Source organism: Achromobacter arsenitoxydans SY8, assembly GCF_000236785.1.
GTDB lineage: Bacteria > Pseudomonadota > Gammaproteobacteria > Burkholderiales > Burkholderiaceae_B > Achromobacter > Achromobacter arsenitoxydans.
In genome coordinates, this window is record NZ_AGUF01000051.1 from 12696 (window position 1) to 27511 (window position 14816).

The following is a 14816-nucleotide window of genomic DNA, read 5'->3' on the forward strand; positions in this document are numbered from 1 at the left end:
TCAGCCCTGCGCCTTGCCGGCCGGCCGGCCGCGGCGCCGCCGCACGACGAACAGCGGCCGGCCTTTCACCTCGTCGAAGATGCGGGCCACGTACTCGCCCACCACGCCCAGCGAAATCAGGTTGACGCCCGCGAAGAACAGCACCGCCGTGACGATGGTGGTCCAGCCGGACACCGCATTGCCGGACATCAGGTAATCGCCCACCAGAAAGACGGCATAGGCCAGCGCCAGAAAGGCGAACGCCACGCCGACCAGGCTGACCAGACGCAGCGGCCAGGTCGTGAAGGCCGTCAGGCCGTCCAGCGCCAGGCGGAACAGTCGCAGCCCGCCATAGCGGCTGCCGCCATGCAGGCGCTCGTCGGGCGTGTAGGGCAAGGCCTCGCCCTTGAAGCCGACCCACGCGTACAGGCCCTTCATGAAGCGCGTGCGCTCGGGCAGGGCGATCAGCGCGTCCACCACGCTCCGGTCCATCAGCCGAAAGTCGCCGGCATGCGCCGGCACGTGTACCCCGCGCGCGCTGCTGAGCAGCTTGTAGAACCAGTGCGCGCCAGACCTCTTGACCCAGGATTCGTCGTCGCGGCCTTCGCGCACGGCATAGACCATTTCCGCGCCGGCCGCCCAGCGCGCCAGCATCTGCTCGATGAGCGCTGGCGGATGCTGCAGATCGGCGTCCAGGCAGATCACCACATTGCCGCTGGCGGCTTCCAGGCCGGCGCTGAGCGCGGCCTCCTTGCCGAAATTGCGCGACAGCTGGACATGCTGGAATCCGTCGTGCCCGGTCCATTCCTCCATCAGCGCATCAGTGCCGTCCGTGCTGCCGTCGTCGGCCACGATGATCTCCCAACTGGTGCACAGCGCGGCAAGCCGGTTGCGCAGCAGGGGCAGCAGCACGCGCAGGTTCTCGCATTCGTTCAGGCAGGGAATGACGCAAGTCACGCGCGTGTCGTAGGGCACGTTCGCAACCGGAGTGGGCCACACCGACCTCAACGGAAAGGATTTGGGGAGGGCGGGCTGCGGAAGCGGATCGGACCGGAATTGGATTTGCATGATGCGGGGAAATGCGGTGCGGGACTTGGTGCAACGCAGTATGCGCAGGGCCTCGTCGAATTTTCATGAAATGCCCAGGCCGGGCCGCCCCGGATGCCGACGGCTAGAATGCAGGCGTTGAATTCCTTATGACTGCAGCTTGTCATGCAATATCAAGTTCGCCCCATGCTGTCCGGCGACGTGGCCGCCGTGCTCGATGCCCAAGCCCAGGCCTACCCCGAATTCCTGCTGGAAAGCGCTGGGTTCTTCCTGAACCGCCTTGCCCTTGCGCAGCCCTATTGCTGGGTGGCGCAGCCGGAAAGGGGCGCAGGCCTGCTGGGCTACCTGGTTTCCTACCCCTGGGACGCCGGCCTGCCGCCGGCCCTGGACGTACCCCTGGACGCGCTGCCGCCCGGCGCCGACCACTGGTTCCTGCACGACTGCGCGGTCATTCCCTCGGCCCAGGGCCTGGGCGTGGGCGGAGCCCTGGTGCGCGCTGCCGCCGGACGCGCCATGGCTGACGGCCGCCAGCGCGCCAGCCTGGTGTCGCTGGCATCGGCGGCGGGCTACTGGCTGCGCCTGGGCTACGCCCCTGTCGAGATCCACGGCGGCGAACTGACCGAAAAACTGGCGGGCTACGGCGCCGGCGCCAGTTACATGTCGCGCGCCTTCCCGCTGTAGCGCTCCGCGCAGGCCGTGGACCGGCCTGCTGAAATGCCCGTGTACATCAGACCAGCGCTCGCCGTAAGATAGGTTCGCAGTCCGCGAGCGATGCGGCAGCAACGGTTCGATTACCTTGATCTGGCCCTAGCTGCGCCCCTGCGGGGCGCAAAGGTTCATATGCTCTCCCTTTCGCCCGTTCAATCCTTTCTCGCTTGCTGCCTGGTGCTCGTCATCGGGCGCGTGCTGACCACGCGGATCGGCATCCTGGCCCGCTACAGCATTCCCGATCCCATCGTGGGCGGCCTGCTGTTTGCGGTGCTGGCCTACCTGTTCTCGACCTGGGGCGGCGTGTCCGTCTCGCTGGAAACCAGCATCAAGCCTACCCTGCTGCTGCTGTTCTTCGGCTGCATCGGCCTGACCGCGAACCTCAAACTGCTGGCCAAGGGCGGCCCCCGCCTCATCGCCTTCCTGCTGGCGCTGATTCCGTTCCTGGTGCTGCAGAACGCGGTCGGCCTGGGCATGGCATGGCTGCTGGACATGCACCCGCTGATGGGCCTGCTGGGCGGCACGATCACGCTGGTGGGCGGCCACGGAACGGGCGCGGCCTACGCGTCGCGCTTCGCCGACATCAACAATATCCAGGATGTGATGGCGCTTGCCATGACGGCGGCCACGCTGGGCCTGGTGCTGGGCGGCGTTGTCGGCGGTCCGGTCGCGGAATGGATCATGCGGCGGCACAAGGTGTCGGGCAGCCTGGACCACGTCGGCGACGCGGGCCACGAGGCGGTCGATCTGAACGAAGCGCACGCGCCCCCCACCGCCGGCACCTTCATCCTTTCCCTGACCGCGGCGTTCGTCTGCCTGGTGGTGGGCGGCGTGCTGGCGACATTGGTCGAGGACGCTCCGGTCAGCCTGCCCAACTTCCTGTGGTGCCTGGCCACCGGCGTGCTGATCCGCAACGCGGGGCCGCTCGTGGGCATCAGGCTGGACGATCGCGCCACCGACATCATCGGCACGATCTCGCTGTCGCTTTTCCTGGGCATGACGATGATGACGCTGGACCTGTCCAGCGTGGCCCGGCTGGCCGGCCCGCTGGCCCTGATGCTGGCGGTGCAGACGCTGGCTTGCGCCCTGTACGCCGCCTTTGTCGTGTTCCGATTGCTCAAGAAGGACTACGAGGCGGCCATCATGTCCGCCGCCTTCTGCGGCTTCGGGCTGGGCGCGACCGCCACCGCCATCGCCAACATGCAGGCGCTCACGCGCCGCCACGGACCCGCGCCCGAGGCCTTTATCGTGGTTCCGGTCACGGGCGCCTTCCTGGTCGACATCCTCAACGTGATCGTCCTGAGCTCCCTGATCTCCTTGCCGTTCGTGGGAGGGATGTAGCCATGTTCAAGAGACTGGTTCTTCTTGCGCTGTGCCTGATGCTGGCGGCCTGCGGCCGCGCGCCCGACGCCGACGTCCTGCGCGCCGACGTCGGCCACAGCCTGAGCGCCACCTACGGCCCGGACGTGTTCCGCATCGCCGAACTCAGGCGCATGGGCTCCGCGTCGGACAGCACCGCCCCGGCGGGCGAAACGCGGCGCGTCGTTTATTACGACATCGAACTGGAAATGGTCCGCGACATTTCGCTGGGCGCCTGGGACCAGCCCGGCGCGGCGTCGCTGGTGACGCTGCTGGGCGCCGGCCCGCGCAGCATCAGCGGCGTGAAATCCGGCGGCAACCGGGCCGGCGACCGCATCGTGGCCCATGCCAGCGCCATCTACCGGCAGCAGGACGGCGCCTGGAAACTCGTCACGCCCGCGGGCTTCAAGGCCGCCGAAGCGCCGTCGCTGGACACCGGCGCCCCGCCGCCCGTCACGCGCCAGTTGCTGGACACGCTGGATCAGATCACGCATTCGGTGTCCTATAGCGCATCCAGCACCGCGCAGCACGTGGTGCAGCAGGAACTGGAACGCTCGGTGGCCCGCATCAACGGCCGCCTGTCGCGGCTGCAGCAGGGCTATCCGCTGGCCGGCGGGCCGGACCGCGGCGAGTACCTGGCCTTTGCGCGCGCCCTGAGCGATGTGGCGCGGGCGCGGCAGATAAGGGTGTCGCCGCTTATCACGGGCGGCGGCGCCGACAACATCGCGCTGCTGCGCAGCGGCGCCGCCGTGGTGGCGCTGGCCCAGGCGGATACGGCGCGCATGGCCTACGAGGGCAAGGGTCCATTCGCAGGACAAGGTCCGTTCACCGGCCTGCGCGCGCTGGGCAGTCTTTACCCGGAAATGGTTCATATCGTCGTGCGCGACGATCCCGCGTTGCGCGGGGTGCGCGACCTGAAGGGCAAGACGATCGCGCTGGGGCCTGAAGGCTCGGCGGTGCGTGCCACGCTGGAAACCGTGCTGGCGGCGCATGGCCTGCAGGCCGGCCGCGACTACACGGTGTCGGACACCGCGTTCGTGGCGGCGCTGCCCGCGCTGCATGCCGGCGCCGTGGACGCCGCCGCCCAGGTGATCGGCGTGCCGGCCACGCCGCTGCGCGACGCACTGGCCCAGGCGCAGCTGAAGCTGCTGCCGCTGGACCCGGCCGCCATCAAGACCCTGGTCTCGGAAAACAGCGTGCTCATGCCGCTGGACATCGCCGCGGGCACCTACCCCAACCAGCCCGAGCGGATTCCCACCGTGGGCATGGCGGCGCTGATGCTGACCACAACCGACCTGACGCGCGACGAAGCGCTGGTGGTCGTGCGCGCCGTGTACCAGACAGGCCAGGACCTGCTGGCCGCCGGCTCCGCACAGGGTTCGCAGGTATCGGCGGCCACAGCCCGGCTGGGACTGAGCGTGCCGCTGCACGATGGAGCGGAAGAAGGCATCGCGCAACTGGAGCACGGCAAACCGCGCTGAGGCCGGTTGCGCTTATGATGGCGCTCCTTATCAGGAATTCCGATGAACAAATTCGATCTCCAAAAGAACCAGGCCCTGAAGCTGGCCGGCCAACTCAAGCAGGCAGCCACGCCCGACCGCTTCGGCGCCGCCTCGCAGGCGCCCGACCGCCGCGAACAGCGCAAGCTGGACCAGGCCGCCGGCCTGGTGCCCTTCCCCCTCAAGCTCTCGCAGGCGCAGGCCGACAAGCTGCGCGCGGCGGCCGCCGAACGCGGCGTGTCGACCAACGACATCGTGGCCGAAGCGCTGGGCAAGGCGCTGGACGCCTGAGCGCGATGCACATCTGGGTCGACGCGGACGCCTGCCCCGCCGTCATCAAGGACATCCTGTTCCGCGCAGCACAGCGCTGGCAGGTGCCCCTGACGCTGGTGGCCAACCAGGCGCTGTACACCCCGCCGTCGCCGCTGATCCGCGCCGTGCAGGTGCCGCGTGGCTTCGACGTGGCCGACGCGCACATCGCCGAACGCGCGGACCAGGGCGATCTGGTCATCACCGGCGACATCCCGCTGGCCGCGCAGGTGCTGGAAAAAGGCGCGATGGCGCTCAACCCGCGCGGCGAACGCTATTCGCCGGAAACCATCCGCGAGCGGCTGGCGGTGCGGGACATGATGGAAGAATTGCGCGCAAGCGGCGTGGACACGGGCGGCCCGCCGTCATTCAGCCAGGCCGACCGCAAGGCGTTCGCGAACCAGCTCGACACCCTGCTGTCGCGCGCGGCCAGGCAGCAGGCGCAAAAAGGCTGAGCCCCGCCGCAGCCGCGGTCAATAGAAGGTGATGTAGGCCTTGTACAGGATGGCGCCGATGGCCGTAATGAGGCCCAGGCCCATCAATCCCATTCCCAGATTCCGGTCGCGGAACCCGAAGCCGACCAGCATGAGCGCCACGCCCGTGACAATGATGATGAGCATGGTGTTGGTGTGCGGGCCCATAGCCTTCTCCTGTTGCCGATCGTTTGGCGATCAACCGCCGGTGCTAACCGTCCGGATCAATCGCCGCCTTTGTTCATCGCTTTTTTAATGATAGACAGGCGTCGTACGGGTTTGGCGCAACCGGCTGCTGCGCGGTTGCGACAAATCAGGAGATTAATGAATAGCCACGCAGTGGGCAAGGAACTGGATAAGGCCGTTTTGGGTAAGGCTGTTGGATAACGGCCATCGGGTAAGGCCATCAGGTAAGGCCGTCCGCTTTCCCATGAAGCAGATTTCATTTAGCCGGAAAACAAAAAAGCCAACCGATGAAGGTTGGCTTTTTGCTTGTTGCCCACTGCTGAAAACAAAACCAAAACCGCGGGCGGAATCAGCGTTGCTTTCTGGGGCGCTTCAAAGGCTTAAGAAGCCTTGGAAGGTCTTTGGTGGGTAGTACTGGGTTCGAACCAGTGACCCCTGCCGTGTGAAGGCAGTGCTCTACCACTGAGCTAACCACCCCGAAAGAGGCGAAATAATAGCACGTTTTTTTAAACGTGCGCAAGTCGCACTGGAAAAGATTCAGGCAGGCGCCGCAACGGGCGCGTCCATCTTGCGCCAGACGCACTCGCCGTTCACGGCTTTGTCCAGCGCGGCCAGATAGGTTTCGTGTTCGGCCAGTTCGTCGGCGCTGGCCTGCAGCACCGGCAGGCCCGACGCGTCGAACTTCGCCAGCACGACGCCGTTGCCGCCGGCATTGGCGCTGTCGTCCACGTCGATCAGCAGCGCATCCTGGCCGCGCGTCATGGCCAGCCACACTTCCGCCAGCAGTTGCGAGTCGAGCAAGGCGCCGTGCAGGGTCCGGTGGGCGTTCGAGATGCCGAAGCGATCGCACAGCGCGTCCAGCGAGTTGCGCTTGCCGGGGAACAATGACCGGGCGTGCAGCAGCGAGTCCGTGACGGTCTCGCAGTAGTCGTTGATGGGGCCGCGGCCGGTCTTCGCGAGTTCGGCGTTGAAGAACTTCACGTCGAACGCGGCGTTGTGCGCGATCAGTTCGGCGCCCTGGATGAACTTGACGAATTCGTCCGCGACGTCCGAGAAACGCGGCTTATCCGACAGGAATTCCGTGGTCAGGCCGTGCACGGCCAGCGCCTCGGGGTCGCTGTCGCGGTCCGGGTTCAGGTAGATGTGCAGGTTGTTGCCCGTCGACATCCGGTTGACGAGCTCCACGCAACCGATTTCGACGATGCGATGGCCCTGGGCAGGGTCCAGTCCGGTGGTTTCCGTGTCAAAGATGATCTGGCGCATAACTATTCCGACGCTTGGGGCTGCGAGGCCGGCGGCGTGTGCGGATGGTGCGCTGCGCTGCCGGACTCCTTGCGTGCGGTGGCAATCAGCGTATAGGCCACCGGCACGACGAACAAGGTCAGTAGTGTACCCAGCATCAGGCCGCCGACCAGGACCCAGCCGATCTGCTGGCGCGATTCCGCCCCCGCGCCGGTCGACAGCGCCAGGGGCACCGTGCCCAGCACCATGGCGCCGGTCGTCATCAGGATGGGGCGCAGGCGCAGCACGCTGGCCTCGATCACGGCCTCGAAGAGTTCCCTGCCCTCGTCACGCAGTTGGTTGGTGAATTCCACGATCAGGATGCCGTGCTTGGTGATCAGCCCCACCAGCGTGATCAGGCCGATCTGGCTGTAAATGGACAGCGTACCGCCGGTCAGCCACAGGGCCAGCAGCGCGCCCGTCATGGACAGCGGCACCGACAGCATGATGATGAACGGGTTGCGCCAGCTTTCGAACTGCGCGGCCAGCACCAGGTAGATGAAGGCCAGCGCCATGGCGAAGACCAGATAAATGCTGCCCGACGAATCCCGGAACTCGCGCGACTGGCCGTCCAGATCCGTCACGATTGTGTTGGGCAGGACCTCGCGCGCCACCTGGTGCATGTGTTCCAGGACTTCGCCCAGCGCGTAGCCCGGCGCCACGGCCGCGTCGATTTTCACGGCGCGCAGGCGGTTGAAGTGATTCAGCGACTGCGGCGACACGCCTTCGTGCACGCCCAGCAGGTTGTCCAGCTGGACCATGCTGCCGTCGCGCGCCCGCACATAGATGCCGGAGATGTCGGTGGGATTGGCGCGGTCGCGCGGCGTCACCTGCACGATCACGTCGTACTGTTCTCCCTCGTCCTTGTAGCGGGTGACCTGGCGGCCGCCCAGCATGGATTCCAGCGTGCGGCCCACGACGTCCACGTTGGCGCCCACGTCGGCCATCTTGTCGCGGTCCACGCGTACGCGGAGTTCGGGCGTGTTCAGACGCAGGTCGGTGTCCAGGTTCTGCAGCCCGGGATACTTGCGCAGTTCGGTCAGGAAGATCTGGGTCAGGCGCGACAGCTCTTCATACGAGGCCTGGCTCATGATGATGAATTCCACCGGCTTGGAGCGGGCCGACTGGCCCAGCGACGGCGGATTGGTGGGGAAGGCGCGCACGCCCGGCAGCGACGCGAACTGCGGCTGCAATTGCTGCGTGATGGCCTGCTGCTTGCGGTCGCGCTGTTCCCAGGGCTTCAGGCGCAGGATCGCCGTGCCGTCGGTGACCGTGGGAAAGCCCACGGTGACCTGGCTGCCGCTGGCTTCGGGAATGTCGGCATAGAACTTCTCGATGCCCAGCATGCTGTCCAGCGTGTAGTTCAGCGTGGCGCCCTCGGGCGAGTTGACGATGCCGAAGACCACGCCCCGGTCTTCGACCGGCGCCAGTTCGCTCTTGACCACCTTGAACAGCACGCCGCTGCCCGCGGCCACGGCCAGCCCGATCACCACCACCACCCAGCGGTGCCGCAGCGATGCCCCCAGCATGCGGCGGTAGCCGTTGCTCATGCCGTTCAGCCAGCCTTCGATCAGGTTGTACCAGCGGCTGTGGCTGCTCTGGTGCCGCAGCAGCACGGAACACATCATGGGCGTCAGCGTCAGCGCCACGAAGCCGGACACCAGCACGGCGCCCGCCAGCGCCAGGGCGAACTCGATGAAGAGCCGCCCGGTGCGGCCGGTGGCAAAGGCGAGCGGGGCGTACACGGTGACCAGCGTCATCGTCATGGCGACCACCGCGAAGCCGATTTCCTTCGAGCCCCGCAGCGCCGCCTCTTTGCGCGGCATCCCGTCCTCGATGTGGCGGTAGATGTTCTCCAGGACCACGATGGCGTCGTCCACCACCAGGCCGATGGCCAGCACCATGGCCAGCAGCGTCAGCGTGTTGATGGAAAAGCCAAACAGGTACATCAGCGCGCAGGCGCCCACCAGCGACACCGGGATGGTGACGATGGGAATGATGCTGGCGCGCAGGTTGCGCAGGAAGAAGAAGATCACCAGCACCACCAGCACGATGGCTTCGCCGATGGTGTGGAACACGGAATCAATGGAGCGCTCGATGAACACCGACGAGTCGTACGCGATGTTCAGCTTCATGCCGGCCGGCAGGGTTTCGTTCAGCCGCTCGACCTCCTGGCGCGCCGCCTTGGACAGTTCCAGCGGGTTGGCCGTGGACTGCCGCGTAACGCCGATATTGATGGCGGGCTTGCCGTTGAAGCGCGACAGCACCCGGTCGTTGGCCGCCGCGATCTCGACCTTGGAGACGTCGCGCAGCCGCACCGGATAACCCTTCACGTTGGCGACGATCACGTCTTCGAACTGGGCCGGGGTCTGCAGGTCGGTCGCAGACACCACCGAGAACTCGCGGGCGCGGGATTCGATGCGACCGGCGGGAATTTCCACGTTCTGGCTGCGCAGTGCCGCTTCGACGTCCTGCACGGTCAGGCCGTAGGCCGCAAGCTTGTCGCGGTCCACGTAGATGCGCATGGAAGGCAGGCGTTCGCCGAAGACGCGGACCTCCGCCGCCCCCGGCAGCACCGACAGGCGGGTCTTGATGTAGCGGTTGATGTAGTCGGAGGTCTGGATCGCCGAATACGACCCCGACTCCACGGCGATATAGATGATGGGCTGGGAGTCGGCCTCGACCTTGCCGATGATGGGCTCGTCGATTTCATCGGGCAGGAAGCGCCGGGCGCGCGAGACCTTGTCGCGGACCTCGGCCGCGGCGGCGTCCGGATCGCGCGACAGGTTGAACTTGATATTGATGAGGCTGCGCTCGGAACGGCTGCGCGAGGTCATCACGTCCACACCCTCGATCCCGGCCAGCTGGTCTTCCAGCGGCTTGGTCACCTGGGATTCGATCACCTCGGGCGACGCGCCCTTATAGGTGGTGTCCACCGACACGATGGGCTCGTCGATCTTGGGATATTCGCGCACGGTCAGGCGCGAATACGAGATCAGGCCGATCAGCACGATGATCAGCGACAGGACCGACGCAAACACCGGCCGCTTGATGCAGGTTTCCGAGATACGCATGGCGCTATCGCTGAATAGGTAGAAGGGCCGGCGTCACTGGCCGTTGCCCACGATGGTCACGGGCGCGCCGTCCGTGACGCGCTGCAGGCCCGAAACCACCAGCATGTCGTTCACGGCCACACCGGTCAGGATCTCGACGCGACCCTCGCGGCGCTCGCCGATCGTCACTTCGCGCCGTTGCGCGACGCCGTTCTCGACCCGGTAAACGTACTGCGTTTCGCCCGACGGCGATAGCGCGGCCTCGGGCGCGACCAGCGCCTTGTCCTGATTGAACAGCAGTTGCACCCGGGCGAACATGCCCGGCCGCAGCACGGCGTCCTGGTTGGCGACGGTGGCGCGCAGCAGGATGGACCGGCCGCCCGCGTCGACCAGCGGGCTCACGGCGTAGACCACGCCCCGCCGCTCCTGGCCCGGCAGCGCGTCCAGCCGCAGCGTCAGCTGCTGCCCCACGCCGACTTTGCTCAGATACATTTCCGGCACCCGGAAGTCCACCTTGAGCGGGTCGATCGCCTCAAGCGGCGCCAGGTCCTGACCCTGATTGACGTAGTCGCCCACCGACACGCTGCGCAGGCCGACGGTGCCGGCGAACGGGGCGGTGATGGTCATCTTGTCCAGCCGGGCCTGCGCCAGCGCCACGGCGGCCTCCTGGACCTTCAGCGTGCTGGCGGATTCATCGCGGGCCTGCTGGCTGACAAAGCCCTTGCCCTGGAGTTCGACGGCGCGGCGGTAGTGGCTCTGCGCCAGCGTGAGGTTGGCGCGCGCCTGGGCCAGTTCCGCGCGCGGCACAGAATCGTCCAGGCGTATCAGCGCCTGGCCCTGCTTGACGGGCTGGCCTTCCTTGAAATCAATGGCCTGGATGCGGCCGGCCACTTCGGGCCGGAGCACGACGGATTCGTCGGACCGCAGGCTGCCCACCGCCGACAGGCCGCGGGCGAACGGAATTTCCTGAACGGGGGCCACAGCCACCCGGGCGGGCGCCGCGGGCGCGGCGGAAGATTTGGCGGTGGCCTGGGCGGGCGTGGCGGCGGGCGTGAGCCAGCGCGGCACAAAAACGCCGAGCGCGGCCCCCGCGGCCAACCCTGCCGCAACGGCGGCCAGCAGTACTGCTTTTTTCATGCGCGAATGTGGCGGTATTGCGGCGCGGGCCCGGCATGCCTGACTCGGGCGCCGCCGCAGGAACGGGAAGGAGGGTTGGCACTTTAGCACCCGAATTTACATACTGGAACAATCCAGTAGCCGGCTGAAAGAACTAAATCCGCCCTTGGGGCGGATTCGAGGGTATATCCGGATGCCTCAGCCGCGTCTGGCGGCTTCCACGCCCAGGTTGGCCAGCTGGTCGGCGCGTTCGTTGCCGGGATCGCCCGCATGGCCGCGGACCCACTTCCAGCTCACCTGGTGGCGGCGCACCTGATCGTCCAGCGCCTGCCAGAGCTCGGCGTTCTTCACCGGCTTCTTGTCGGCCGTCATCCAGCCGCGCCGCTTCCAGTTGGCCAGCCATTCGGTCATGCCCTTCATGACGTACTGGGAATCGGTATGGATGGTGACGACGCAGGGGCGCTTGAGCGCGCGCAGCCCTTCGATGACCGCCAGCAGCTCCATCCGGTTGTTGGTGGTCTGGAGTTCGCCGCCATGCAGCGTTTTCTCGTGGGCGCCGGCGCGCATCAGCACGCCCCAGCCGCCCGGACCCGGATTGCCCTTGCAGGCGCCGTCGGTCCACATTTCCACTTTCTGCTCGTTCGGTTTGTTGTCCTGCATGGTGCCGCTTGGTGTTCCTTGTTCGTGCAAAGTGATGCCGGTCCGGCCGTTCAAGAGGGGCCGAAGCCGTCGTCCGCCTGGCGGTTGACCACGACCGACGCGGCGCGCGCGCGCTTGGGCTTGGTTTTCCAGGCAGGCCCGATGATACGCATGCCGGTCACGCGCTTGACGGCCGACACCATATAGATGGCGCCGCCCAGGCTCCACCAGCGGGCGCCTGCGGATTCCAGGAAGCTCCAGCGCTGCAGCCATTTTTCGCTGCGGCAGGCGGGCGCGTAGCAGCCGAACTGGCTTTCGTCGACTTCCAGGGACAGCAGCTTGAACCAGTCTTTGAGGCGCGGCAGCGAAACCTGGGACGACGGCGGCTGGGGCAGCCATGGCTCCATGCCGGGCATCCGCGTGCGTGCGCCCCACATGCTCCAGGGATTGAACCCCGAAATCACGACCCGGCCCTCGGGCACCAGCACGCGTTCCACTTCGCGCAGCACGTTGTGGGGCTGGGTCGTGCATTCGAAGGCATGCGGCAGGATCAGCAGGTCCACGCTCTGGGATTCGAACGGCAGGGCCTCGGGCTGGGCGACGACCACCCGCGACTGCCAGCCGGCCAGGCTGTCCGGCGCCGGGGTCTCGGTGCCCACATAGCCCTTGAACGGCATCCGGTTGGCCCGCAACAGATTCACGTCGGCAAGGCCGACCTGCCAGGCGTAATATCCGAAGACATCCGCGACGGCCGCGTCGAACTGCGCCCGCTCCCAGGCCAGGGCGTACTGGCCCGGCGGAGTCTGGAACCATTCGGCCAGTTCTACAATCGGCGGAGTATCTTCTGCCACGTTTTTTCCTTCGAGTCCCATGCAAGCCTTGACCGCCCCCGCAGGCGGCCGCGAACGCAACGCCGCGGTCTTGCCTTTGCCAGCCTTCTCCGACAACTACATCTGGGCCATCGTCCGCGACGGCCAGGCCGCGGTGGTGGATCCCGGCGAAGCCGGCCCGGTGCTGCGCTTTCTTGAACAGCAAGGCTTGAGGCTGCGCGCCATTCTACTCACGCACCACCATGGCGACCATGTGGGCGGCGTTCCCGAATTGTCACGCATCGAAGGCATTACCGTATACGGCCCCGCGCATGAGCGCCTGCCGCGCTGCGACGTTCCTCTGTCCGAAGGCGACCGCGTGACGCTGCCCGAACTGGACCTGGACCTGGCCGTGCTGGACGTGCCCGGCCATACCGCCGGGCACATCGCCTACGTGGGCCGGGCGGCCGGCGTGGAGCCCGCCCTGTTCTGCGGCGACACCCTGTTTGCCGGAGGCTGTGGCCGCCTTTTCGAAGGCACTCCAGCGCAAATGTTTGATTCTTTGGGGAAATTTGCGGTTTTACCTGCCGATACAAAGGTTTTTTGCGCACACGAGTACACTCTAGCGAACCTGCGCTGGGCCCTGGCGGTCGAACCGGCCAATCGCAGCCTGCAAGAATGGCAGCTGCAAGCCCAGCAATTACGCGCGCAAGGCCACCCCACGCTCCCCTCGAGCATCGGCCAGGAACGCGCGACCAATCCGTTTTTGCGCACACAGCAGCCCGACGTCGCTCGCGCCGCGGCTGACTGGGCCGGAAGCAACCTGCATACGCCGGTAGAGGTCTTTGCCTCCCTTCGTGAATGGAAGAACGATTTCAAGTGACAGCCTGATGAATCTATCCCGACTCCTTCTGCCGCTCATGCTGGCAGTCCTCGCCGGTTGCGCAGGAACCAAAGCCCCCGATAGCAAGAACCTCACCACCAATTCCCAAGGCCGCTACATCGCCCGGGACACCTCCAGAACGATCGACCTGACCAACCCGCCGGTCGACGCCTGGGACCGCATCCGCCGCGGTTTCGCCATCCCCAACCTGAACACCGAACTCTCCGAACAGTGGACCGCCTATTACGCGTCCCACCCCGAGTCGGTGCAGCGCATGGCCGAACGCGCCGGCAAGTACCTGTATTTCATCGTCGACGAGATCAACCGCCGCGGGCTGCCGACCGAGCTGGCGCTGCTGCCCTTCGTGGAAAGCGCGTACAACCCGACCGCCCTGTCGCGCGCCAAGGCGTCCGGCCTGTGGCAGTTCGTGCCGGCCACCGGCCAGCACTTCAACCTGAAGCAGGACTGGTGGCGCGACGAACGCCGCGATCCCATCGCCTCCACCAACGCGGCGCTGGACTACCTGGAAAAGCTGTTTGAAATGCAGGGCGACTGGTACCTGGCCCTGGCCTCGTACAACTGGGGTGAAGGCTCCGTGCAGCGCGCCATGGCCAAGAACGAGGCCGCCGGCCAGAACACCGACTACCTGTCGCTGAACATGCCGGACGAGACCCGCAACTACGTGCCCAAGCTGCAGGCCATCAAGAACATCATTGCCGACCCGCAGCGCTATGCGGTGGCGCTGCCCCCGGTGGGCAACACGCCCTACTTCGTGACAGTCCAGAAGAACAGCGACATCGACCTGGAAATCGCCGCCAAGCTGGCCGAAATGCCGCTCGACGAGTTCAAGGCCCTGAACCCCTCGTTCAACCGCCCCGTCATCCGCGGCGACCACGGCCCCACCCTGCTGCTGCCGGCCGACCGCGTTGAAGTCTTCAACGCAAATCTGACCAACTACAAGGGCGACCTGTCCGCCTGGAAGGTCTACCATACGCGCCGCGGCGAATCCTACGCGTCCATCGCGAAACGCTTCGGCGTCAGCGAAGCCACGCTGCGTGAAACCAACGACATCGGCCGACGCCAGAAATCCGCCAGCGGCCAGGCGCTGCTGGTGCCTGGCGACCCCGGCACGGGCGGCGTCCAGCTCGCGTCGCTGGCGCCCCCGGTCGGCGCGCTGGATTCCGCGCCAGAAGACAACAAGGCCGCCGCCCCGCGCGGCCGCGCCGCGCAAGCGCCCGCCGCCCGCGTTTCCAGCGCCCGTCCCAACGTCCGCAGCCACAAGGTCCGCCAGGGCGACACCCTGTTCTCGCTGGCCAAGCAGTACGGCACCACGGTCGACGCGCTGCGCGCGCTCAACAACCTGAAGGGCAGCGCCCTGAAGATCGGCACCCAATTGCGCGTGCCGGGCACCAACGCCCGCGGCTGACCGCCGCCCCGGACAACGCGGCGCCCCTGACCGGCGCCGCGCTTCCACG

General features: G+C 66.7%; 14 protein-coding genes and 1 tRNA gene. 7 read left to right on the plus strand and 8 right to left on the minus strand.

Annotation, left to right across the window (positions count from 1 at the left end):
- Complete coding sequence (locus KYC_RS13880) at nucleotides 1–1047, minus strand: glycosyltransferase family 2 protein (RefSeq protein WP_008163235.1); 1047 nt, start codon at nucleotides 1045–1047, stop codon at nucleotides 1–3.
- 165 nt (nucleotides 1048–1212) lie between these two features.
- Between KYC_RS13880 and KYC_RS13885 the strand changes: the two genes are divergently transcribed.
- From KYC_RS13885 to KYC_RS13905, 5 genes are all read left to right on the plus strand, one after another.
- Nucleotides 1213–1707, plus strand: coding sequence for a GNAT family N-acetyltransferase (locus tag KYC_RS13885; RefSeq protein WP_008163237.1), 495 nt, complete (start codon nucleotides 1213–1215; stop codon nucleotides 1705–1707).
- A 159-nt stretch (nucleotides 1708–1866) separates the two neighbouring features.
- Complete coding sequence (gene gltS / locus KYC_RS13890) at nucleotides 1867–3075, plus strand: sodium/glutamate symporter (RefSeq protein WP_008163241.1); 1209 nt, start codon at nucleotides 1867–1869, stop codon at nucleotides 3073–3075.
- A 2-nt stretch (nucleotides 3076–3077) separates the two neighbouring features.
- Complete coding sequence (locus KYC_RS13895; protein WP_008163242.1) at nucleotides 3078–4574, plus strand: TAXI family TRAP transporter solute-binding subunit; 1497 nt, start codon at nucleotides 3078–3080, stop codon at nucleotides 4572–4574.
- 42 nt (nucleotides 4575–4616) lie between these two features.
- A complete protein-coding gene (locus tag KYC_RS13900) occupies nucleotides 4617–4883 on the plus strand; it encodes a hypothetical protein (RefSeq protein ID WP_008163244.1) in 267 nt (88 codons plus the stop codon).
- Nucleotides 4884–4888: 5 nt separating this feature from the next.
- Nucleotides 4889–5356: a YaiI/YqxD family protein gene (locus tag KYC_RS13905; protein ID WP_008163245.1), complete on the plus strand. Its 468-nt coding sequence runs from the start codon at nucleotides 4889–4891 to the stop codon at nucleotides 5354–5356.
- 18 nt (nucleotides 5357–5374) lie between these two features.
- On the opposite strand, the gene KYC_RS29650 is transcribed toward KYC_RS13905, so the two are convergent.
- The 7 genes from KYC_RS29650 to KYC_RS13940 all read right to left on the minus strand — a co-directional run bounded on the left by KYC_RS29650 (nucleotide 5375) and on the right by KYC_RS13940 (nucleotide 12500).
- Nucleotides 5375–5542: a hypothetical protein gene (locus tag KYC_RS29650; protein WP_008163246.1), complete on the minus strand. Its 168-nt coding sequence runs from the start codon at nucleotides 5540–5542 to the stop codon at nucleotides 5375–5377.
- 420 nt (nucleotides 5543–5962) lie between these two features.
- Nucleotides 5963–6037 (minus strand) — tRNA-Val (locus KYC_RS13915).
- A gap of 60 nt (nucleotides 6038–6097) precedes the next feature.
- Nucleotides 6098–6823, minus strand: coding sequence for a DNA polymerase III subunit epsilon (gene dnaQ, locus KYC_RS13920; protein ID WP_008163247.1), 726 nt, complete (start codon nucleotides 6821–6823; stop codon nucleotides 6098–6100).
- Between the two features lie 2 nt (nucleotides 6824–6825).
- The gene (locus tag KYC_RS13925) at nucleotides 6826–9915 is read right to left on the minus strand and encodes an efflux RND transporter permease subunit (protein ID WP_008163248.1); all 3090 of its coding nucleotides are present in this window, start codon (nucleotides 9913–9915) and stop codon (nucleotides 6826–6828) included.
- A gap of 33 nt (nucleotides 9916–9948) precedes the next feature.
- Complete coding sequence (locus KYC_RS13930) at nucleotides 9949–11031, minus strand: efflux RND transporter periplasmic adaptor subunit (RefSeq protein ID WP_008163249.1); 1083 nt, start codon at nucleotides 11029–11031, stop codon at nucleotides 9949–9951.
- A gap of 177 nt (nucleotides 11032–11208) precedes the next feature.
- Complete coding sequence (rnhA, locus tag KYC_RS13935; RefSeq protein WP_008163251.1) at nucleotides 11209–11670, minus strand: ribonuclease HI; 462 nt, start codon at nucleotides 11668–11670, stop codon at nucleotides 11209–11211.
- A 50-nt stretch (nucleotides 11671–11720) separates the two neighbouring features.
- Nucleotides 11721–12500, minus strand: coding sequence for a class I SAM-dependent methyltransferase (locus KYC_RS13940; RefSeq protein ID WP_008163253.1), 780 nt, complete (start codon nucleotides 12498–12500; stop codon nucleotides 11721–11723).
- A 19-nt stretch (nucleotides 12501–12519) separates the two neighbouring features.
- Here KYC_RS13940 and gloB point away from each other — a divergent pair, with 19 nt between their 5' ends.
- Both gloB and KYC_RS13950 read left to right on the plus strand, forming a co-directional pair.
- Nucleotides 12520–13341 carry a hydroxyacylglutathione hydrolase gene (gene gloB, locus KYC_RS13945; protein WP_008163255.1) on the plus strand — a complete coding sequence of 274 codons (822 nt, stop codon included), beginning with the start codon at nucleotides 12520–12522 and terminating at the stop codon, nucleotides 13339–13341.
- 7 nt (nucleotides 13342–13348) lie between these two features.
- Nucleotides 13349–14767: a transglycosylase SLT domain-containing protein gene (locus tag KYC_RS13950; protein ID WP_008163257.1), complete on the plus strand. Its 1419-nt coding sequence runs from the start codon at nucleotides 13349–13351 to the stop codon at nucleotides 14765–14767.
- The last annotated feature ends 49 nt before the right edge of the window (nucleotides 14768–14816 follow it).